Origin of the sequence: Pseudomonas sp. QE6, from assembly GCF_041379005.1 — a bacterium.
Lineage (GTDB): Bacteria > Pseudomonadota > Gammaproteobacteria > Pseudomonadales > Pseudomonadaceae > Pseudomonas.
In genome coordinates this window covers 2,231,379-2,252,290 of sequence record NZ_CP166873.1, presented here as the reverse complement: position 1 = coordinate 2,252,290, position 20,912 = coordinate 2,231,379, and the positions used below count along the sequence as shown (strand labels likewise).

The following is a 20,912-nucleotide window of genomic DNA, read 5'->3' as shown; positions in this document are numbered from 1 at the left end:
TCAACGCAGTTTCAACGTGGCCAGGCCGATCAGCACGAGAATCACCGTGATGATCCAGAAGCGCACGATCACGCGCGGCTCCGGCCAGCCCTTGAGTTCGAAGTGATGGTGGATCGGCGCCATGCGGAATACCCGCTTGCCGGTCAGCTTGAAGGAGGCGACCTGGATCACCACCGACAGGGTTTCCATGACGAACACTCCGCCCATGATGAACAGCACGATTTCCTGGCGGACGATCACCGCGATGGTGCCCAGCGCGGCGCCGAGGGCCAGCGCGCCGACGTCGCCCATGAAGACCTGCGCCGGGTAGGTGTTGAACCAGAGGAAGCCCAGCCCCGCGCCGACGATGGCGGCGCAGAAGATGATCAGTTCGCCCGCCCCCGGAACGCTGGGGATCAGCAGGTATTCGGCGAATTTGATGTTGCCCGACAGGTAGCAGAAGATGCCCAGCGCGCCGCCGACCATCACGGTGGGCATGATGGCCAGGCCGTCGAGACCGTCGGTCAGGTTCACCGCGTTGCTGGAGCCGACGATCACGAAGTAGGTCAGCACGACGAAGAAGATGCCCAGCGGGATCTCGACGTTCTTCAGCATCGGCACGATCAGGGTGGTTTCGATCGGGGTCTCGGCGGTCATATAAAGGAAGATCGCAGCGCCCAGGCCGAATACCGACTGCCAGAAATACTTCCAGCGGCTCGGCAGGCCGCGGGAGTTCTTCTCGATCACCTTGCGGTAGTCATCCACCCAGCCGACGGCGCCGAACAGCAGGGTCACGGCGAGCACGACCCACACGTAGCGGTTCGACCAGTCGGCCCACAACAGGGTGCTGATGGCGATGGCGGTAAGGATCAGCGCACCACCCATGGTCGGGGTGCCTTTCTTCGACAGGTGAGATTGCGGACCGTCGTTGCGCACCGCCTGGCCGATCTGGCGGATCTGCAGGGTGCGAATCATCCACGGTCCCAGCCACAGGGACAGGACGAGCGCGGTCAGTACGCTCAGAATGCCGCGCAGGGTCAGGTACTGGAAGACGCCGAAGCCCTTGTAGAACTGTTGCAGGTACTCGGCGAGCAGCAGCAGCATTTAGTGACTCTCCTCGGAGGATGCGCACAACGCCGCGACGACTTTGTCCATCGCCGCGCTGCGGGAACCCTTGATCAAAATGGTGGTTGTCGATGCTTCGTCGGCCAGGGCACTGATCAGGCTGGCCTGATCGGCGAAATGCCGGCCCGCGGAACCGAACGCCTGCACGGCGTGGCTCATCAGCGGTCCGACGGCATAGAGCGCGGTGACTTTGCCCACGGCATAAGTCCCCACTTCACGGTGGGAAGACTCAGCCCAGGCCCCCAGCTCGCCCATGTCCCCAAGGACGAGGACGGTCCGGCCGGAAAAGCCGGCGAGTATATCAATCGCCGCGCAGATTGAAGCCGGGTTGGCGTTGTAGCTGTCGTCGATCACTCGCATGCCGTTCGTCGCCAGTTGGGCTACGGCGCGGCCTTTGACCGGCTGCAGGCTCTGCAGGCCGGAAACGATCCCGACCAGCGGCACGCCGAGGGCGTGAGCGGCAGCGGCGGCGGCCAGGGCATTGGAAACATTGTGCTCACCCAGCAGGTTCAGCTGGATGCGCGCCTCGCCCGCCGGGCCGCGCAGGGTGAAGCCGGGGCAACCGCGGGCATCACGCTGCACGTCGCTGGCGCGGAAGTCCGCACGTTCGTCGTGCAGGCCGAAGCTGGAGACGCGCCGGCCCGCGGCGCGATTCGTCCAGGTGTCGAACGCCGGATCGTCGCGGTTGAGGATGGCCACGCCGTCGCTGGCCAGGCCTTCGAGAATCTCACCCTTGGCCAGGACGATCTTGTCCTGTCCACCGAACTCGCCCACGTGAGCGGTACCGGCGTTGGTGATGATGGCAACGTGCGGGCGGGTCAGGCCGACGGTGTAGGCGATCTCGCCGATCCGCGAGGCGCCCAGCTCGATGACCGCGCTCTTGTGCTCCGGCGCCAGCTGCAACAGGGTCAGCGGTGCGCCCAGATCGTTGTTCAGGTTGCCACGGGTCGCCAGGACCTCGCCCTGGGTGCGCAGGATGCTGGCAAGCATTTCCTTGACGGTGGTCTTGCCGCTGGAGCCGGTGACGGCGGCGACACGGCCGGTGAAGGCATTGCGGTTCAGCGCACCCAGTTGGCCCAGCGCCATGCGGGTGTCGTTCACCACCAGTTGCGGCAGCGGTGCGCCGGCGACCTCGCGCTCCACCAGCGCGGCAACGGCGCCCTTGGCGGCGACGTCGGCCAGATAATCATGACCGTCGAAGCGCGGACCGGTCAGCGCGATGAACAGCTGGCCCGGCACGATGGCGCGGCTGTCGGTGCTCACGGCATCGAAGGCAACGTCCGCGCCAACCACGCGGCCATTGAGTGCGCCGGCGACTTCGTTGAGCGACAGGGGCTTAAGCACGCTTCACCTCCCAGGCAGCCAGCGCCTTGGCGGCTTGATCCAGATCGGAGAACGGATGGCGTACGCCGTCGATCTCCTGGTAATCCTCGTGTCCCTTGCCGGCCAGCAGCACGACGTCATCGACGCCGGCCGAGGCGATCAGGCGAGCAATGGCCTCACCACGGCCGGGAACGAACTCGACCGCATCGGGCTCGGCGAAACCGGCACGGATGTCGGCGATGATCGCGTCGCTCTTCTCGGTGCGCGGGTTGTCGTCGGTGACCAGCACGCGGTCGGCGTACTGCTCGGCAATCTGCGCCATGATCGGGCGCTTGCCGCTGTCGCGGTCGCCGCCGCAGCCGAACAGGCACAGCAGTTGACCGTGCACGTGCGGACGCAGGGCCAGCAGGACTTTTTCCAGGGCATCCGGGGTGTGGGCGTAATCCACCACCACCAGCGGCTTGTCGCCGCCACCCAGACGCTGCATGCGACCGATCGGCCCTTCCAGCTGGGGCAGCACGGCGAGCACTTCGCCCAGCGGATAGTCCAGGCCGAGCAGCGCGCCGACCACAGCCAGCAGGTTGCTCAGGTTGAACTTGCCCAGCAGAGAACTGCGCAGCAGGCCTTCGCCTTGCGGCGTGACGATCTGCGCCTCTACGCCGGCGTCGCTGAACCTGGCTTCGCGGCAATAGAGGTAGGCCGACGGGTCGATCAGGCTATAACCCATCAGGCGCGATTCCTGGGACTCGGCGGCCAGTTGGCGGCCGAAATCGTCATCCAGGTTGATCACCCGGCAGCGCAGGCCCGGCCAGGCGAACAGCTTGGCCTTGGCGTCGCCGTAGGCTTCCATGGAACCGTGGTAGTCCAGATGGTCGCGGGACAGGTTGGTGAACACCGCCACGTCGAAGCCCAGCGCCGCAACACGGCCCTGTTCCAGCCCGTGGGAGGAGACTTCCATGGCTACCGCCTTGGCGCCGGCCTGCTTCAGGCGCGCCAGGGTCGCCTGCACGGCGAGCGGGTCGGGGGTGGTATGGCGACCGCTTTCCAGCGCGCCATAGAAACCGGTGCCAAGGGTGCCGACGATACCGCAACGCTCACCCAGCAGGTCCAGCGCCTGGGCGACCAGTTGGCTGACGCTGGTCTTGCCGTTGGTACCGGTCACACCGACCAGGTCGACGCCACGGCTCGGCTCGCCATAGAAGCGCCCGGCAATGGCAGACAACTGCCTGGCCAGGCCCTTGATGGCGATCATCGGCACATCGCTGGGCGGCAGATCGGAGGCGCCTTCCGCTTCGTAAGCGACGGCGGCGGCACCCTGAGTGAGCGCAGCGGCAATGTGCGCGCGGCCATCCTGGCGCCCCCCCGGCACGGCCAGGAACAGGTCGCCAGGCTTCACGGTGCGGCTATCCAGGGTCAGCTCGCGGATCAGCTCGCCGCTCTCAGCTTGCGGCAGCAGTTGGTTCAGGCTCATCGGCATCAGCCACGCCCTCCTTTGGTAGCGGGCGCAGCATCGGCTTGCTGCTGTGGAGCCGCCGGCGGCAGATTGTCCGGCGGCACGTTCATCAGGCGCAGCGTGCCGGACATCACCTTGCTGAACACCGGCGCGGAGACCAGGCCACCGAAGTAGCCGGCCTTGCTGGGTTCATCGATGACCACTACGGCGACATAGCGCGGATTGCTCATCGGCGCGAAGCCGGCGAACAGGGAGCGGTAGGAGTTCTCGGCGTAACCCTTGGTGCCGACCTGGGCCTTGCGCGCGGTACCGGACTTGCCGGCCACGTGGTAGCCCGGCACCTGGGCGCGATACACGCCGTTGGGCGCCTCGATGACCTGCTGGAGCATGCCCTGCATGGTCTTGGCGACCGGCTCGGGGATGACCTGGGTCGAGTCGGCCGGACGATCGGCGCGGACCATGGTCAGCGGCACGCTGCGGCCATTGTTGGCCAGCGCCCCGTAGGCATGGGCCAGCTGGATGGCGGTAACGGACAGGCCGTAACCGTAGGACAGGGTCGCGGTCTCGGCCTTGCGCCACTCGCGGTAGTTCGGCAGGTTGCCGACACGCTCGCCGGGGAAGCCCAGGCCAGTGTCCTGGCCGAGGCCGACCTTCTGCATCAGGTTGTAAATGGCTTCGCCTCCGATATCGAAGGCGACCTTGCTCATGCCGACGTTACTGGAACGGATCAGGATGCCGGTCAGGTCCAGCACAGGGCCTTCGGTACGAGATACGTCGCGAATGGTATAGCGGCCGATCTGCAGGGTGCCGGGGTAGACCTCGACCTTGTCGGTGGGCTTCCAGCGGCCGGTCTCCAGCGCCGCACTCATGGAGAACGGCTTCATGGTCGAGCCCGGCTCGAACACGTCGATCATCGCGCGGTTGCGCATCATCGCCGGCTGCAGGTTGCGGCGGTTGTTCGGGTTGTAGGTCGGCTGGTTGGCCATGGCCAGCACTTCGCCGGTCTTCACGTCGAGGATCACCAGGCTGCCGGCCTTGGCGCCGTTCTCCACCAACGCGTTGCGCAGCTCGCGGTTGGCGAGGTACTGCAGGCGCAGGTCGATGGAGAGTGCCAGGGTCTTGCCGGCCTTGGCGTTGCGGGTGACCTGCACGTCGCGGATCAGATGGCCTCGGCGATCCTTGAGCACCTGGCGCTTGCCCGGCACACCGGCCAGCCAGCTGTCGAAGGCCAGTTCCACCCCCTCGCGACCGCGATCGTCGACATCGGTAAAGCCCACCACCTGGGCAGCCACTTCACCGGCGGGATAGAAACGACGGAACTCTTCGACCGAGTACACGCCGGGAATACGGTGAGCCTTCACCTGGGCCATCACGGCTTCGCCCTGCTCTGGCGTCAGACCGCGGACCAGGTAGATGAACTCCTTGTCGGCATTCTGATCCAGGCGCTCTGCCAGCGCCGCTTGCGGCTGCCCCAGCGCATCGGCGAGGAAGCCCCACTTGTTACGTTCGAGCACCAGCTCCTTGGGGTTGGCCCAGAGCGTGGCGACCGGCGTACTGACGGCCAGCGGTTCGCCGTTGCGGTCGGTGATCAGGCCACGGTGCGCAGGAATGGAAATATGGCGCACGCTGCGCGCGTCGCCCTGCCCCTTGAGGAAGTCATGATCGATCACGTGCAGGTCGACGATACGCCAGGCGATGGCCGCCACCATCGCCAGCAGCAGGCAGACGACGACGCGGAAGCGCCAGGGGTAGCGAGCTCCGGGCAAGTGCTTCATGGCGCCACCATGATGACTTCGGTCGGATCGGGCACACGCATCTTCAACTGGTCGGTCGCCAGTGCTTCGATGCGGCTATGCGCGGTCCAGGTGCTCTGTTCGAGAATCAGCCGGCCATACTCGGCCTGCGCCTTGTCACGCACGCTGAGTTCGGTGTACAGGGAATTGAGCAACTGGCGGTTCCAGTACGCGCTATAGGACACGGAGATCGCCGACAGCAGCACGCCAATGAACAGCAGCAACATGAAGAAGCTGCCGGTCGGCAGGCGCTTGGCGAAGAGGCGGCTCATCTCAGCTTCTCCGCAATGCGCATGACCGCGCTACGCGAACGCGGGTTGGCCTTGAGCTCGGCCTCGGAGGCGTAGACCGGCTTGCCGATCAGCTTCAGACGCGGCTCGAAAGGCTTCACCTGGATCGGCAGGTTGCGCGGCAGGTTGTCCGCCTCGCCCTTGGCGTGCTTGCGCATGAACTGCTTGACGATACGGTCTTCCAGCGAGTGGAAGCTGATCACCACTAGGCGGCCGCCGACGGCCAGGCCTTCCAGCGCGGCATCGAGGCCACGCTCCAGATCGCCCAGTTCGTTGTTGATGAAGATCCGCAGCCCCTGAAAGGCACGGGTCGCCGGATTCTTGCCCTTTTCCCAGGCCGGATTGGCCTCGGTGATCACGGCCGCCAGGTCGGCAGTACGCTCGAAGGGCTTCTCCGCACGGCGCTGCACGATGGCGCGAGCCATGCGCTTGGCGAAACGTTCTTCGCCGTAGTCCTTGAACACGCGGGCGATCTCGTCCTCGGCGGCGCTGGCGATCCACTGCGCGGCGCTGACGCCCTGGTCCGGATTCATGCGCATGTCCAGCGGGCCATCATTGAGGAAGCTGAAGCCGCGCTCCGGGTCATCCAGCTGCGGCGAAGACACGCCCAGGTCCAGCAGGACACCGTTCACGCTGCCCTGCAGGTCACGCGCGGTGAACTCTTCCGCCATCTCGGCGAAGGACCTTTGCACAATGACGAAGCGGCCGTCTTCGGCCGCCAGTGTTTTTCCCGTCGCGATCGCTTGGGGGTCCTTATCGAACCCGAGCAGTTGACCACCCGGGCCGAGCTTGCCGAGCAAGGCGCGGCTGTGCCCTCCCCTTCCGAAGGTTCCGTCCACATAGCGGCCGCCCTCCACGGGGGCCAGCGCTTCGACGGCCTCCTCGAGTAGAACGGTGATGTGTTGGAAGGTACTGGTCACAGGCAGGCTCACAGAATAAGGTCGCGCAATTCGTCCGGCAGGCCGCCGGGCTCTTTAATGGCTGCGAGGTCGGCCTCGGCAACCGCATTCCACTTGTCTTCGTCCCACAACTGGAACTTGTTCAGCTGGCCGACCAGCATCGCCCGCTTGTCCAGGCCGGCGTATTCGCGCAGGCGCGGAGGAACGAGAAAACGCCCGGCGCCATCCAGCTCCAGGTCCACGGCATTGCCAATCAGCAAACGCTGCAGGCGCCGCGTTTCTTCACGCAGCGATGGCAGTTCGCGCAGCTTGGCTTCGATGAGTTCCCATTCAGGGAGGGGGTATACGGTGAGGCAGGTGTCGACAGCGTCGATGGTGACGATGAGCTGGCCATTGCAACGCGAAACGAGCTCGTCACGATACCGACTCGGCATCGCGAGGCGCCCTTTGGCGTCGAGACTAATGGCGTTAGCTCCGCGAAACACGTCAGCGCTTCCCCTGTGGTTGGCTATCCATGCCTGTTGATCCCACTTTTACCCACTTCGTACCACTTCCGCACACTATAGAAATCCGCGCTCCCCACCGTCAAGGCGAGCCAGAGGGGAAAAATCCTTACAGGACCGAGATTTAGCGTGCTTTTGGAAGGTTTCGGGGGGAAATTTGACGCGCTTAGAAAGAGAAAAGCCCAGTGTTTTCAAAACACTGGGCTTTCATACTTAAAGTGATTTCTCAACTTTGTAACTTCTTCCAATCAGCGACAAATGGTCATCGTGGGAAGAAGTGGGGGAAAAGTGCTGAGAGTCGGTCTGTAAGCCGGGTTCTGTCGAGGACAGCCATTCCTCTGGGACATACATCACTGTATGCCTCAAGCGACCTACCCGAATCCAACGCGGGCCGCGCCAATGGATTCCTATTTGGTCTTGCTCCGAGTGGGGTTTACCTAGCCACGAACTGTTGCCAGCCGTGCGGTGCGCTCTTACCGCACCTTTTCACCCTTACCGGCGCTGTTGCGCTTAGGCGGTTATTTTCTGTGGCACTTTCCGTAGGCTCGCGCCTCCCAGGCGTTACCTGGCACTCTGCCCTGTGGAGCCCGGACTTTCCTCCATTCCGTGATGGAACACCACGAAACAGCGACTGTCCAACCAACTCTCAGTCCGTAAGGTTAGCGGCTGACGACGCGCAGAACAAGCTCAAGCCTTGCCTTGGCGCTCCAGCGCGATCTGATACAGCTGGTTCTTGCGCGCCCCGGTGATCTCCGCCGCCAGCGCCGCCGCACGCTTCACCGGCAATTCGGCCAGCAGAAGATCGAGCACGCGCAACGTCTGCGCATCCACCATCTCATCCCCTTCCGGTGCCGGCTTGCCCGCCACCAGCAGCACACATTCGCCACGCTGCTGGTTGCTGTCTGCGGCAACGAAATCGCGCAACTCGCCCAGCGGGAGCCCCTTCAGGGTCTCGAAGGTCTTGGTCAACTCGCGGGCCAGCAGCGCCGGCCGGTCATTGCCGAAGATCGCCGCCATATCCTCGATGCACTTCAGCACGCGATGCGGCGCCTCGTAGAAGATCAGGGTGCGCGGCTCATCCACCAGCGCCTCCAGCCGACCACGACGGCCGGACACCTTGGCCGGCAGGAAGCCTTCGAAGACGAAGCGATCCGACGGCAGCCCGGCAGCGGACAGCGCGGCGATCAACGCGCAGGCGCCCGGCACCGGTACCACCGGTATCCCCGCAGCGCGCGCCTGGCGCACCAGGTGATAGCCCGGGTCGGAGATCAGCGGAGTGCCCGCATCGGAAATCAGCGCAACGTCCTCACCGGCCTGCAGCTTGGCCAGGAATCGACCGCCCTGCTCGCGCTCGTTGTGCTCGTGGCACGCCGCCAGCGGAGTCTCGATGCCGAAATGCTGCAGCAGGCGCACCGAATGCCGAGTGTCTTCGGCGGCGATCAGCGACACGTCGGCCAGCACCTTGAGCGCCCGGGCGCTGATGTCATCCAGGTTGCCGATGGGGGTAGCCACAACATAAAGAGTGCCAAGTGTCACGCGCCAACCTCGCCGGAAGTATCTGAAAAAGCCGCATTGTATCCCGATTCCGGCAGCTGCCATCGCGTCACCCTCGCCGCTTGGGTACAATCGGCAGTTCTTTGAATGCGTCACGAGAAGCCCGATATGATCGCTCGCCTGCGTCCGCTTTCCGCTCTGTTCCTTGCCGGCATGCTCGCCGCCTGCGCCTCTTCCCCGTCGTCCAACCTCGGCGAACTGCCGCGCACCCCCGACGCCAGCATCGAACAGCTGCTACAGCAGGCCTCCACCGCCAAGCCCGACGAAGCCGCCGTGCTGCGCCTTTCCGCCGCCGACCTCGCGTATAAGCAGAAGGACTTCGGCCGCTCCACGCAGATCCTCGACCAGACCCCGATGGATAGCCTGAAGCCGGCCCAGCAGGTCTTCGCCAGCACCCTGCGCGCCCAGCTAGAACTGGCCCGCAACAAGCCCAAGGCCGCCCTGAAGGCATTCGAGAATCCGAATTTCCAGCGTCTGGGCGAAATGCCGACCGATCTGCAGGCACGTGCCGGCATGGTCAAGTCCCTGGCACTGGCCGCCGACGGTCAGGCCCTGAGCGCCGCTCGCGAGCGCGTGTTTATCGACCCGCTGCTCAATGCCGAAGCCAGCAAGAGCAACCACGAAGCGATCTGGGGCCTGGTCTCCAGCCTGCCGGCCGAGCAACTGCAGCCCAGCGCCAACGAAGGCGACCTGAACGGCTGGCTGGAACTGGCACGCATCACCAAGACCTCGTCGACGCTGAAGGAACAGCAGTCCAACATCGACAAGTGGGTCGCCCAGAACCCGGACCACCCGGCCGCCAAGCAACTGCCCGACGCCCTGACCAAGCTGAAATCCCTGGCCGCCCAGCCGCTGAACACCATCGCCCTGCTGCTGCCACAACAAGGCCAGCTGGCATCGGTATCCCGCGCGCTGCAGGATGGATTCCTGGCTGCTCACTACCAGGCCCAGCAAAGCGGCCAGGCACAGCCGGCCATCAAGCTCTACGACAGTACCCAGGTCCGCTCGCTGGACGAGTTCTACCGCCAGGCCCAGGCCGACGGCGTGCAACTGGTCGTCGGTCCGCTGGAGAAGAACCTGGTCAAGCAACTGAGCAGCCAGCAGCAACTGCCGATCACCACCCTCGCGCTGAATTACAGCGACGGCAACCTGGAAGGCCCGGCCCAGCTGTTCCAGTTCGGCCTGTCCGCCGAGGACGAGGCCCGCGAAGTTGCCAGCCGCGCCTGGAACGACGGCATGCGCCGCGCCGTGGCCCTGGTGCCGCGCGGCGAGTGGGGCGACCGCGTCCTGGCCTCCTTCAGCCGCAACTGGCAGGCCGCCGGCGGCACCCTGATCGCCGCCGAGCATGTCGACCAGCCGGTAGAGCTGGCCCGCCAGATCGCCGACCTGCTGCAACTGCGCCAGAGCGAAGGCCGCGCCAAGCGCCTGCAGGGCGTGCTCGACAGCAGCGTCGACACCCAGCCCTCGCGCCGCCAGGACATCGACTTCATCTTCCTTGCCGCCACCCCGCAGCAGGCTCGCCAGATCAAGCCGACCCTGGCCTTCCAGTACGCGGGCGACCTGCCGGTCTACGCCACGTCCAACCTGTACAGCGGCGTGAACAACCCGGCACAGGACCAGGACCTGAACGGCATCCGCTTCTGCGAAACTCCCTGGCTGCTGGAGCCGAACAACCCGCTGCGCCAGCAGGTCTCGGCCCAATGGCCGCAAGCCAACGGCAGCCTGGGCCGCCTGTACGCCATGGGTGCCGATGCCTACCAGCTGGCCCCGCGCCTGCCGGAGCTCAAGGCCGTACCGAGCATGCAGGTCGACGGCCTGACCGGCACCCTGAGCGTCAATGCCAGCCAGCGCATCGAGCGCCACCTGCCCTGGGCCGAATTCAAGAATGGCCAGGTGCAGCCGCTGGAGAACAGCGGTATTTGATCGGCAACAGCCCCTCCCAGAAGGCCGGGCGCGAGGCGGAAGCCAGCGCCCGCGCCCACCTCGAACAGCATGGACTGTGCCTGCTGGCGCAGAACTGGACGTGCCGCCGCGGCGAGCTCGATCTGGTCATGCTGGACGGCGATACAGTAGTATTCGTCGAAGTTCGCTCCCGCCGGCATGACGCCTGGGGAGGAGCGCTGGAAAGTGTGGACTCGCGCAAGCGTCAGCGCCTGACCGCCGCCGCCGAACACTTCCTGCAACAGAACGCCCGCTGGAGCAGACACCCCTGCCGGTTCGACATCGTCGCCATCGACCATCGAACCCCAGGCTCCGCAGGGCACTTGAACTGGATCCCCAACGCCTTTGACACCTGATCAGACGCCCGACGAAAGGTCATCCCTGATGGACATGCAATCCCGTATCCGCCAGCTCTTCCATGCCAGCATCGAGACCAAGCAACAGGCCACCGAGGTGCTCATCCCGCATATCGAGCAGGCCAGCATGGTGATGGTCAACGCCCTGCTGAACGAGGGCAAGATTCTCTCCTGCGGCAACGGCGGCTCCGCCGGCGACGCCCAGCACTTCTCTTCCGAGCTGCTGAACCGCTTCGAGCGTGAGCGCCCTAGCCTGCCGGCGGTCGCCCTGACCACCGACAGCTCTACCATCACCTCGATCGCCAACGACTACAGCTACAACGAAGTCTTCTCCAAGCAGATCCGCGCCCTGGGCCAACCCGGCGACGTGCTGCTGGCGATTTCCACCAGCGGCAACTCGGCGAACGTCATTCAGGCGATCCAGGCCGCACATGATCGCGAAATGGTTGTCGTAGCACTGACCGGCCGCGACGGCGGCAACATGGCATCGCTGCTGCTGCCCGAAGACGTGGAAATCCGCGTTCCGGCCAAGGTCACCGCACGCATCCAGGAAGTCCACCTGCTGGTCATCCATTGCCTGTGCGACCTTATCGACCGTCAACTGTTCGGGAGTGAAGAATGACCCGTACCCCTCTGATCGCGGCCGCGCTGGCCGTGACCATGGCCCTGGGTGGCTGCACCAGTTTCGTCAGCGCCACCCGTGACAAGCCGATCGACGATGACAAGGGCACCCGCACCCTTGGCAGCAAGATCGACGACTCGCTGATCGAAACCAAGGTGGCAGTGAACATCGCCAAGGCCGATCCGGATCTCGACCGCAATTCCCACATCGTGGTGATCAGCTATAACGGCGTGGTGCTGCTGGCCGGTCAGACGCCGCGCGCCGACCTGAAGAACAAGGCCGAACAGGCCGCCAGGGAGGTGCAGAAGGTCAAGACCGTGCACAACGAGCTGCAGATCCTGCAGCCCTCCTCCCTGGCCGCCCGCAGCAACGACACCTGGCTGACCACCAAGATCAAGAGCCAGATGCTGGCAGATGCGAACGTGCCCTCCACCCGCATCAAGGTCCTGACCGAAAACGGCATCGTCTACATGCTGGGCCTGGTCACCCGCCGCGAAGGCGACCTGGCCACTCAGGTGGTACAGGGCGTGGATGGCGTGCAGAAGATCGTCCGACTGTTCGAGTACATCGACTGATCGCGCCGGTTATTGCATGAAAAAGGCGACCCTCGGGTCGCCTTTTTTATTACTTCACCACCTTGAGGCTTGGCCGGCCAGTGGGGCGCGGCGGCTCGTCGGACGGACCATCGTCCGGCAAGTCCTCATCATCGGTCGGCACCGGCGGCTCCAGGTCGAAGACCATGCCCTGGCCGTTCTCCCGAGCGTAAATGGCCATTACCGCCTGGGACGGGATGTACAGGCTCTGGGCGACACCGCCGAAGCGGCCCTCGAAGCTGACGGCCTCGTTGTCCATCTGCAGATGGCGCACCGCGGTGGGCGATACGTTGAGCACGATCTGGCCGTCGCTGGCATAGCCCGGCGGCACGCGCACCCCCGGATACTCGGAATTGACCAGGATATGCGGGGTGCAGCCGTTGTCGACGATCCACTCATAGAGGGCTCGCACGAGGTAGGGACGACTGGAGTTCATCATCAGGCTCCTTAGCGCATATCACGTTCGATAGAGGACAGGCTCGCACGGAAAGTTTCCCGCGCAAACTGCCGCTCCATGTAATCCAGCAGCGGCTTGGCCGGGCGTGGCAACTCGATGCCCAGGACCGGCAGCCGCCAGAGGATCGGCAACAGGCAGCAGTCCACCAGACTGAGCTCCTCGCTGAGGAAGAAGGGCTTGTCGGCGAACAACGGCGATACCCCCGTCAGGCTCTCACGCAATTCCTTTCTCGCCAAGGCACGCTCGGCGTCCTTCTGCCGCGAGTCGAGAATGCGATCCACCAGAGCGCACCAGTCCCGCTGGATGCGATGCATCAGCAAACGACTGTTGGCGCGGGCCACCGGGTAGACCGGCAGCAACGGCGGGTGTGGATAACGCTCATCGAGGTATTCCATGACCACCGTCGACTCGTAGAGCGAAAGATCGCGATCCACCAGGGTCGGCAGGCTGCCATAGGGGTTCACTTCGGCGAGCTTGGCCGGAATATTGCCGGCCGGCACGTCGATGATGTCGGCAACGACGCTCTTCTCGGCCAGCACCAGGCGCACGCGATGGCTGTAATGGCAGGAAGGGTCGGAGAAACAGGTGAGCTTATTGATTGCGGCCATGCCGCGCGCCTCCTCGGGGTGGGAGGTAGAAAGACGCGCGCGCCCCGTAGGGCGCGCGCTTGTTACAGCTGGCAGTGCTTAGTGCACGTCCTTCCAGTACTCACGCTTGAGCAGGTAGGCGAACACGAAGAAGAAGGCCAGGAACAGCAGGACGTAGGTGCCGATGCGGTGGGATTCCAGCTTGTTCGGGTCAGCCGAGTAAGCCAGGAAGGTCACCAGGTTCTTCACCTTTTCGTCGAACTGGGCTTCGTTCAGCTGACCGGTCTTCGGAACGACGGTCAGTTGATCGCAGGCCTCGTGGGTCAGCGGGGTGCCGGTCAGAGGATCGTACTGCTTCTTGCCATGCTCGACGACCTGGACCTGCTTGCAGCCGATGACCTGACGGCCCTGGACGCTGGCCAGCACGTTCGGCATGCCGACGTTCGGGAAGACCTTGTTGTTCACGCCCCACGGACGCTTGGGATCTTCGTAGAACGAACGCAGGTAGGTGTACAGCCAGTCGGTACCACGCACACGGGCCACCAGGGTCAGGTCCGGCGGAGCAGCACCGAACCATACCTTGGCGTCAGCGGGCTTCATGCCGATGTCCATGTGATCGCCGATCTTCGCACCGGTGAACACCAGGTGGCTCATCATCAGCTCTTCCGGGATACCCAGGTCCTTGCCGACGCGCTCGTAGCGCTGGAACTTGGCGCTGTGGCAGCCCATGCAGTAGTTGGCGAAGGTACGTGCGCCGTCCTGCATGGCGGCCTTGTCGGTCAGGTCGATATCGACATGATCGAGCTCAGGACCCGCTTCGTTGGCGAATGCGAATACCGGCAGGAAAGCCAGAATCAATGCTGCGAATTGCTTTTTCATCAGCCAGTCACCCTTTCCGGAACCGGTTTGGTCTTCTCCATCCGGGTGTAGAACGGCATCAGGATGAAGAACGCGAAATACAGAATGGTGCACAGGCGCGACAGCGTAGTGCCCAGCGGCGACGGAGCCTGGGCGCCGTAGTAGCCGAGGATCACGAAGGACACCGCGAAGATCACCAGCCAGATCTTGCTCAGCCAGCCCTTGTAACGGATCGAGCGAACCGGGCTACGGTCCAGCCACGGCAGCACGAACAGGATCGCGATGGCGGCGCCCATGGCGACCACACCCATCAGCTTGTCCGGAACGGCACGCAGGATGGCGTAGAACGGAGTGAAGTACCAGACCGGCGCAATGTGCGGCGGGGTCTTGAACTGGTTCGCCATCTCGAAGTTGGGCTTCTCGAGGAAGTAACCGCCCATTTCCGGGAAGAAGAAGATCACGGTGCAGAAGATGAACAGGAAGACCACGACACCGACGATGTCCTTGACGGTGTAGTACGGGTGGAAGGCAATGCCGTCCAGCGGTACGCCGTTTTCGTCCTTCTTCTTCTTGATGTCCACGCCGTCCGGGTTGTTCGAGCCGACTTCGTGCAGCGCCAGGATGTGCAGCACGACCAGACCGAGCAGGACGATCGGCAGGGCGATCACGTGCAGGGCGAAGAAGCGGTTCAGGGTGATGCCGGAGATCAGGAAGTCACCACGAATCCACTGGGCCAGGTCGTCACCCACGACCGGAATGGCGCCGAACAGCGAGATGATCACCTGGGCACCCCAGTAGGACATCTGGCCCCAGGGCAGCAGGTAGCCCATGAAGGCCTCGGCCATCAGGGCGAGGTAGATCAGCATGCCGAAGATCCACACCAGCTCGCGCGGCTTCTGGTAGGAGCCGTAGAGCAGGCCGCGGAACATGTGCAGGTAGACCACGATGAAGAACGCCGAAGCGCCGGTGGAGTGCATGTAGCGGATGATCCACCCGTAGTCGACATCTCGCATGATGTACTCGACGGAGGCGAAGGCCTCTTCCGCCGACGGGGTGAAGCTCATGGTCAGCCAGATACCGGTGAGGATCTGATTGACCAGCACCAGCAGCGCCAGAGAACCGAAGAAGTACCAGAAGTTGAAGTTCTTCGGAGCGTAGTACTTGCTCAGATGGTCTTCCCACATCTTGGTCGCGGGGAAGCGGGCATCGACCCAAGCCATGAACTTGTTCATCAGGCTTTCTCCTGGTCCACACCGATGGTCAATTCATCACCATCAAGCGAATAAGGCGGAATCGGCAGGTTCAGCGGAGCGGGTTGCCCCTTGTAAACGCGGCCGGCGAGGTCGTAATGGGAGCCGTGGCAAGGGCAGAAGTAACCACCCTTCCAATCCGGACCGAGGTCCGCGGGAGCGACTTCAGGACGGAAGGTCGGCGAGCAGCCCAGATGGGTGCAGATACCGACGATCACGGCCAGCTCCGGCTTGATCGAACGCACCTTGGGATCGACGTAGGCCGGCTGTTCCGAAGCCTTCGACTCGGGGTCGGCCAGCTGCCCTTCGAGGGTCGGCAGCGCGTCCAGCATTTCCTTGGTGCGATGCACCAGGAACACCGGCTTGCCCCGCCACTCAGCGATAACCTGCTGGCCCGGTTCGATCTTCCCTACGTTGACCTTCACCGGCGCGCCAGCGGCCTTCGCCTTGGCACTGGGGAACCATGACCCCACGAACGGGACCGCAGCTCCGACCGCTCCCGCCGCGCCAACCACCGAGGTGGCCGCGACAAGGAAGCGACGCCGGCCTGCATTCACGCCGTCATTACTCATTCAGTCGTCTCCCATCAGCTTCAAGCCTGTTCAGTTCAGGCTTTTAAGTAAAAATTCGAGCCGCGCAAAAAATTCGCCAAATGGTAAAGAAAAGCCCTTGTGCTGACAAGGTAATAGCCCGATACGAAGTTAGCGAAACCCTTGCCGGACGGGGCTCGCGCGGATGCGACACCTTGCCGCACGAACAAATTGAAGACATAAAAAAACGCCCAGTCCAAAGGATCTGGGCGTTTTTTCGAAGCGTCGTATTAACGCTTGGAGTACTGCGGACGCTTACGCGCTTTACGCAGACCGACTTTCTTACGTTCAACTTCGCGAGCGTCGCGAGTGACGTAGCCGGCCTTACGCAGCGGGCTGCGCAGGGTCTCGTCGTATTCGATCAGAGCGCGGGTGATACCGTGACGGATCGCACCAGCTTGACCGCTTACGCCACCGCCAACAACGGTAACGTAGATATCGAACTTCTCGGTGTTCTCGGTCAGCTCGAGCGGCTGACGGACAACCATGCGAGCGGTCTCACGACCGAAGAACTGCTCGATAGTGCGGTTGTTGATGGAGATCTTGCCAGTGCCCGGACGCAGGAAGACGCGAGCGGTAGCGGTCTTACGACGGCCAGTGCCGTAATTTTGAGTCGCCGACATAATGAGCTATCCCGTTAAATCTTCAGTTCTTGAGGCTGCTGAGCGGTGTGCGGGTGGTTGGCACCCTTGTACACTTTCAGCTTGCGGTACATGTCGCGGCCCAGCGGGTTCTTCGGCAGCATGCCTTTTACGGCAGTCTCGATAACACGCTCAGGAGCCTTGGCGATCAGCTTCTCGAAGTTGATCGACTTGATACCGCCCGGGAAGCCCGAGTGATGGTAGTACATCTTGTCGGTAGCTTTGGCGCCAGTGACACGAACCTGCTCGGCGTTGATGACGACGATGTAGTCGCCGGTGTCAACGTGCGGGGTGTATTCCGGCTTGTGCTTGCCGCGCAGGCGGGTAGCAATCTCGGTAGCCAGACGACCCAGGGTCAGGCCAGCAGCGTCGACGACGAACCAGTCGCGCTTAACAGTTTCTGGTTTCGCGGTATAAGTTTTCATTCGTTATAGCCTCAGGGGCCGCCTGAAAATAAGACGGCGAATCTTACTGGACAGTGGTTGCCTTGACAAGTCAAGGACAGCCGAAGACAGACACGAATTGGGGCTCGGGTCGGTGTGCGTCCGTAACGACTAGATGTATCGATCGGCAGGCTTGGCATCCCCCACCGATGAAAGGCTGCGGAATTATGCAGATTCCGGCAGAATTTTCAACCGTGTCACGCACTTGTTTTCATGAGGAGACCCGCATGGAGTACCGCCCGCTCGGCCGCACCGAATTGAAAGTCAGCGCACTCTGCCTGGGGACCATGACCTGGGGCGAGCAGAATACCGAGAGCGAAGCCTTCGCTCAGATCGAGCGGGCCAAGGCCGCCGGTCTGAATTTCATCGATACCGCCGAGATGTACCCGGTGCCGCCGCGCGCGCAAACCTACACCCGCACCGAGCAGATCATCGGCAACTGGTTCCGCCAGCGCGGCGATCGCGCCGACTGGGTACTGGCCAGCAAGATCGCCGGTCCCGGCAACGCCATCAGCCATATCCGCGACGGCCAGCTCAGGCACGACCGCAAGAATATCGTCGAAGCGCTCGACGGCAGCCTCAAGCGCCTGCAGACCGACTGGATCGATCTCTACCAGTTGCACTGGCCCGAGCGCAGCACCAACTTCTTCGGCCAACTGGGTTACCAGCACAAGGAAGAGGACTTCACCCCACTGGAAGACACCCTGGAAGTGCTCGACGAGCAGGTTCGCGCCGGCAAGATCCGCCACATCGGCCTGTCCAACGAGACACCCTGGGGCACCATGCGCTTCCTGCAGATCGCCCAGGAGCGCGGCTGGCCGCGGGCCGTGTCGATCCAGAACCCCTACAACCTGCTCAACCGCAGCTTCGAGGTGGGACTGGCGGAGATCGCGATTCGCGAACAGTGCGGCCTGCTGGCCTACTCGCCGATGGCCTTCGGCATGCTTTCAGGCAAGTACTTCGGCGGCGCGCGCCCGACCAATGCGCGGATCACCCTGTTCAGCCGCTTCACTCGCTACACCAACCCGCAGAGCGAAGCGGCCAGCGATCGCTATGTGACGCTGGCCCGTGAACATGGCCTGGACCCGGCGCAGATGGCCCTGGCCTTCGTCACCCGCCAGCCGTTCGTCACCAGCAACATCATCGGTGCCACCAATCTCGAACAGTTGGAGGCCAATCTCGGCAGCTTCGAGTTGAAGCTCTCCGACGAGGTGCTGGCCGGCATCGAGGCGATCCACAAGGACCAGCCGAACCCGGCCCCCTGATCCACGGCACAACGAAAGAGCCCGGCCAAATGCCGGGCTCTTTTCATCCACGCCGCCTACAGCGAGCGGGCGATGATCTCCTTCATGATCTCGTTGGTCCCGGCATAGATGCGCTGCACCCGCGCATCCGCCCAGGCGCGGGCGATCGGGTACTCCCACATGAAGCCGTAGCCGCCGTGCAGCTGCACGCACTCGTCGAGCACCTTGCATTGCAGGTCGGTGGTCCAGTACTTGGCCATCGCCGCGGTAGGTACGTCCAGCTTGCCTTCCAGATGCTGCTCCAGGCAGCGGTCGACGAAGACCCGACCGACCTGGATCTCGGTGGCCATCTCCGCCAGCTTGAAACGGGTGTTCTGGAAGTCCGCCACGGACTTGCCGAACGCCTTGCGCTCGCGGGTGTACTCCAGCGTCCACTTCAGCGCCGACTCGGCGGAGGCCAGCGCGCCCAGGGCGACGGTCAGACGCTCCTGCGGCAGCTCCTGCATCAGGTAGATGAAGCCCTGCCCTTCCTTGCCCAGCAGGTTCTCCTTGGGAATGCGGACGTCCTGGAAGAACAGCTCGGAAGTGTCCTGCGCCTTCATGCCGACTTTCTCCAGGCGCTTGCCCTTGGAGAAGCCCGGCGTGCCCGCCTCCACCAGGAACAGGCTGGTGCCCTTGGCGCCAGCCTTGGGGTCGGTCTTGGCGACCACGATGACCAGGTCGGCCAGCCAGCCGTTGGTGATGAAGGTCTTCGAGCCGTTGATCACGTACTCGTCGCCATCCAGCACGGCAGTGGTCTTCACGCCCTGCAGGTCGGAGCCGGCGCCCGGCTCGGTCATGGCGATGGCCGAGACCATCTCGCCGGAGATCAGCCTGGGCAGGTAGCGCTGCTTCAGCTCCTCGCTGCCGTAGTGAAGGATGTAGGGCGCGACGATGTCCGAATGCAGCGAGAAACCGATACCGGTCAGCCCCAGGCGGCCGATCTCCTCGATCACCACGGCGCTGTAGAGGAAGTCTGCCGCCATGCCGCCGTAGGCCTCGGGCAGGTGCGAGCAGAGCATCCCTGCCTCGCCGGCCTTGTTCCACAGCTGGCGATCGACGTGACCATCCTTTTCCCATTGGGCGTGGAAGGGCACCGCCTCCTGTTCGAGGAACTTGCGGACGCTGTCGCGGAACAGCTCGTGGTCGGAACTGAACAGGGTTCTCGGAATCATGCGGTGCACCTGTGGATCGATTGTAGGATTTATTGAAAGGCCGACTGTAGGACAGCGAGAACCGCTCTGCACTGGACACTTTCGCCAAAAAATAAGACGATCCAGCCGCATCATGACCACTTTAGCGTCATGCCAAGACATCCATAAGAAGTACAAGAATCGATGCCCACACCAGCTTCCAGCGTGCTGCGCCGCGTCAGCATTCTCGCCACCCATGGCGTCTTCGGCTCCACCCTCATGCAGGCCAAGGACTTCTTCCACATGGCCAGCCTGCGCCACGGTCGCCAGCAGGGCCTCGGCCTGCACCCGAGCTTCGAGACCCGCATCATCAGTCCGGACGGCAAACCGGTGGTCAGCTTCAGCGGCGACACCCTGCCGGTGCAGGGCCCGCTAGATGAGCCGGAGCTGGTGATCCTGCCCGCCTTCTGGGGCGACTTCGACGAACTCCTCGCCCACTACCCCGAGGTACTGCCTTGGCTGCGCGAGCGCCACGCGGCCGGCAGCGTGCTCTGCGGCGAGGTGTCCGGCGTGTTCTGGCTGGCCGAGGCGGGCCTGCTCGACGGCAAGGAAGCCACCACCTACTGGCGCTTCTTCCGCGAATTCGCCGAGCGCTACCCCAAGGTGCTGCTCAACCAGGAAAAGCACATTGCCGACGCCGACAACATCTACAGTGCCGGCGGCCTGACCTCGGTCCGCGACCTCTACATCTACCTGATCGAGCACTTCTGCGGCGCAGCCGTGGCCCAGGGTGTGGCCCGCGACATCCTCTACGAGGTACAGCGCAGCTACACCCCCGGCCGCCTCGGCTTCGGCGGACAGAAGCTGCACCACGACCCGACTATCCTGCAGATCCAGCACTGGCTGGAAGAGCACTTCTCGGACAAGTTCCGCTTCGAGGACGTGGCCCGGGACCACGGCATGAGCATCCGCAACTTCATGCGGCGCTTCCAGGCCGCCACCGGGGACAAGCCGCTGCACTACCTGCAGCGCCTGCGCATCGAGACCGCGCGCAACCTGCTGTCGACCTCCCGCAAGAGCATCAAGACCATCAGCTACGAAGTCGGCTACGACGACGCCAGCTTCTTCGCCCGCCTGTTTCGCCAGCACACCGGGCTTTCGCCGAATCATTACCGGCGCCAGTACGAACAGAAGGAAGGCTGAAACACGCCATCCCTAGGATGGGTTCGCAGACCCGGG

General features: G+C 63.7%; 22 protein-coding genes and 1 other RNA gene. 6 read left to right on the top strand and 17 right to left on the bottom strand.

Going from position 1 to position 20,912, the window contains the following annotated elements; genetic code table 11:
• From mraY to rsmI, 9 genes are all read right to left on the bottom strand, one after another.
• Positions 1 to 1,083: a phospho-N-acetylmuramoyl-pentapeptide-transferase gene (gene mraY, locus ACAW63_RS10350; protein WP_275610391.1), complete on the bottom strand. Its 1,083-nt coding sequence runs from the start codon at positions 1,081 to 1,083 to the stop codon at positions 1 to 3.
• Positions 1,084 to 2,448 carry a UDP-N-acetylmuramoyl-tripeptide--D-alanyl-D-alanine ligase gene (gene murF / locus ACAW63_RS10345; RefSeq protein ID WP_371233454.1) on the bottom strand — a complete coding sequence of 455 codons (1,365 nt, stop codon included), beginning with the start codon at positions 2,446 to 2,448 and terminating at the stop codon, positions 1,084 to 1,086.
• The gene (locus ACAW63_RS10340; RefSeq protein WP_371233452.1) at positions 2,441 to 3,904 is read right to left on the bottom strand and encodes a UDP-N-acetylmuramoyl-L-alanyl-D-glutamate--2,6-diaminopimelate ligase; all 1,464 of its coding nucleotides are present in this window, start codon (positions 3,902 to 3,904) and stop codon (positions 2,441 to 2,443) included. Before ACAW63_RS10340 ends, murF begins: the two co-directional genes overlap by 8 nt.
• Positions 3,904 to 5,655, bottom strand: coding sequence for a peptidoglycan D,D-transpeptidase FtsI family protein (locus tag ACAW63_RS10335; protein ID WP_371233450.1), 1,752 nt, complete (start codon positions 5,653 to 5,655; stop codon positions 3,904 to 3,906). The genes ACAW63_RS10340 and ACAW63_RS10335 overlap by 1 nt, the downstream gene beginning before the upstream one ends.
• Complete coding sequence (gene ftsL / locus ACAW63_RS10330) at positions 5,652 to 5,945, bottom strand: cell division protein FtsL (protein ID WP_275610387.1); 294 nt, start codon at positions 5,943 to 5,945, stop codon at positions 5,652 to 5,654. Before ftsL ends, ACAW63_RS10335 begins: the two co-directional genes overlap by 4 nt.
• Positions 5,942 to 6,883, bottom strand: a complete 942-nt coding sequence (rsmH, locus tag ACAW63_RS10325) for a 16S rRNA (cytosine(1402)-N(4))-methyltransferase RsmH (RefSeq protein WP_371233448.1) — start codon at positions 6,881 to 6,883, stop codon at positions 5,942 to 5,944. The genes ftsL and rsmH overlap by 4 nt, the downstream gene beginning before the upstream one ends.
• An 8-nt stretch (positions 6,884 to 6,891) precedes the next feature.
• Positions 6,892 to 7,347 (bottom strand): division/cell wall cluster transcriptional repressor MraZ, encoded by a 456-nt coding sequence (mraZ, locus tag ACAW63_RS10320; RefSeq protein WP_371233446.1) that lies wholly within the window; start codon positions 7,345 to 7,347, stop codon positions 6,892 to 6,894.
• Between the two features lie 308 nt (positions 7,348 to 7,655).
• Positions 7,656 to 8,012: RNase P RNA component class A (rnpB, locus tag ACAW63_RS10315), an RNA gene on the bottom strand.
• Between the two features lie 40 nt (positions 8,013 to 8,052).
• Positions 8,053 to 8,901 carry a 16S rRNA (cytidine(1402)-2'-O)-methyltransferase gene (rsmI, locus tag ACAW63_RS10310; protein WP_371233445.1) on the bottom strand — a complete coding sequence of 283 codons (849 nt, stop codon included), beginning with the start codon at positions 8,899 to 8,901 and terminating at the stop codon, positions 8,053 to 8,055.
• 126 nt (positions 8,902 to 9,027) lie between these two features.
• Between rsmI and ACAW63_RS10305 the strand changes: the two genes are divergently transcribed.
• From ACAW63_RS10305 to ACAW63_RS10290, 4 genes are read left to right on the top strand one after another with little or no spacing between them, the layout of a single operon-like run.
• Positions 9,028 to 10,842 carry a penicillin-binding protein activator gene (locus ACAW63_RS10305; protein ID WP_371233444.1) on the top strand — a complete coding sequence of 605 codons (1,815 nt, stop codon included), beginning with the start codon at positions 9,028 to 9,030 and terminating at the stop codon, positions 10,840 to 10,842.
• A complete protein-coding gene (locus ACAW63_RS10300; protein WP_371233442.1) occupies positions 10,839 to 11,216 on the top strand; it encodes a YraN family protein in 378 nt (125 codons plus the stop codon). Before ACAW63_RS10305 ends, ACAW63_RS10300 begins: the two co-directional genes overlap by 4 nt.
• 28 nt (positions 11,217 to 11,244) lie before the next feature.
• On the top strand, positions 11,245 to 11,838 hold the full coding sequence (locus ACAW63_RS10295; RefSeq protein ID WP_017518113.1) for a phosphoheptose isomerase: 594 nt from the start codon (positions 11,245 to 11,247) through the stop codon (positions 11,836 to 11,838).
• Positions 11,835 to 12,413, top strand: a complete 579-nt coding sequence (locus ACAW63_RS10290; RefSeq protein ID WP_371233441.1) for a BON domain-containing protein — start codon at positions 11,835 to 11,837, stop codon at positions 12,411 to 12,413. The genes ACAW63_RS10295 and ACAW63_RS10290 overlap by 4 nt, the downstream gene beginning before the upstream one ends.
• Positions 12,414 to 12,462: 49 nt before the next feature.
• On the opposite strand, the gene ACAW63_RS10285 is transcribed toward ACAW63_RS10290, so the two are convergent.
• The 7 genes from ACAW63_RS10285 to rplM all read right to left on the bottom strand — a co-directional run bounded on the left by ACAW63_RS10285 (position 12,463) and on the right by rplM (position 17,239).
• Positions 12,463 to 12,867, bottom strand: a complete 405-nt coding sequence (locus ACAW63_RS10285) for a ClpXP protease specificity-enhancing factor (protein WP_371233439.1) — start codon at positions 12,865 to 12,867, stop codon at positions 12,463 to 12,465.
• Positions 12,868 to 12,878: 11 nt separating this feature from the next.
• Positions 12,879 to 13,496, bottom strand: a complete 618-nt coding sequence (locus ACAW63_RS10280) for a glutathione S-transferase N-terminal domain-containing protein (RefSeq protein WP_331318035.1) — start codon at positions 13,494 to 13,496, stop codon at positions 12,879 to 12,881.
• Between the two features lie 78 nt (positions 13,497 to 13,574).
• The gene (locus ACAW63_RS10275) at positions 13,575 to 14,354 is read right to left on the bottom strand and encodes a cytochrome c1 (RefSeq protein WP_371233437.1); all 780 of its coding nucleotides are present in this window, start codon (positions 14,352 to 14,354) and stop codon (positions 13,575 to 13,577) included.
• Complete coding sequence (locus ACAW63_RS10270; RefSeq protein WP_371233436.1) at positions 14,354 to 15,565, bottom strand: cytochrome bc complex cytochrome b subunit; 1,212 nt, start codon at positions 15,563 to 15,565, stop codon at positions 14,354 to 14,356. The genes ACAW63_RS10275 and ACAW63_RS10270 overlap by 1 nt, the downstream gene beginning before the upstream one ends.
• A complete protein-coding gene (gene petA, locus ACAW63_RS10265) occupies positions 15,565 to 16,155 on the bottom strand; it encodes a ubiquinol-cytochrome c reductase iron-sulfur subunit (RefSeq protein ID WP_371233435.1) in 591 nt (196 codons plus the stop codon). Before petA ends, ACAW63_RS10270 begins: the two co-directional genes overlap by 1 nt.
• A gap of 248 nt (positions 16,156 to 16,403) precedes the next feature.
• The gene (gene rpsI, locus ACAW63_RS10260; protein WP_259759389.1) at positions 16,404 to 16,796 is read right to left on the bottom strand and encodes a 30S ribosomal protein S9; all 393 of its coding nucleotides are present in this window, start codon (positions 16,794 to 16,796) and stop codon (positions 16,404 to 16,406) included.
• 14 nt (positions 16,797 to 16,810) lie between these two features.
• Positions 16,811 to 17,239, bottom strand: a complete 429-nt coding sequence (rplM, locus tag ACAW63_RS10255) for a 50S ribosomal protein L13 (protein ID WP_015475857.1) — start codon at positions 17,237 to 17,239, stop codon at positions 16,811 to 16,813.
• A 245-nt stretch (positions 17,240 to 17,484) separates the two neighbouring features.
• Between rplM and ACAW63_RS10250 the strand changes: the two genes are divergently transcribed.
• Positions 17,485 to 18,522: an NADP(H)-dependent aldo-keto reductase gene (locus ACAW63_RS10250; protein WP_371233433.1), complete on the top strand. Its 1,038-nt coding sequence runs from the start codon at positions 17,485 to 17,487 to the stop codon at positions 18,520 to 18,522.
• A 56-nt stretch (positions 18,523 to 18,578) separates the two neighbouring features.
• Here the strand turns inward: ACAW63_RS10250 and ACAW63_RS10245 are convergent, their stop codons facing one another.
• Entirely contained in the window at positions 18,579 to 19,724 is a 1,146-nt protein-coding gene (locus ACAW63_RS10245) for an acyl-CoA dehydrogenase family protein (RefSeq protein ID WP_371233431.1), read from the bottom strand.
• Positions 19,725 to 19,976: 252 nt separating this feature from the next.
• Here ACAW63_RS10245 and ACAW63_RS10240 point away from each other — a divergent pair, with 252 nt between their 5' ends.
• On the top strand, positions 19,977 to 20,876 hold the full coding sequence (locus ACAW63_RS10240) for a GlxA family transcriptional regulator (protein ID WP_371234637.1): 900 nt from the start codon (positions 19,977 to 19,979) through the stop codon (positions 20,874 to 20,876).
• The last annotated feature ends 36 nt before the right edge of the window (positions 20,877 to 20,912 follow it).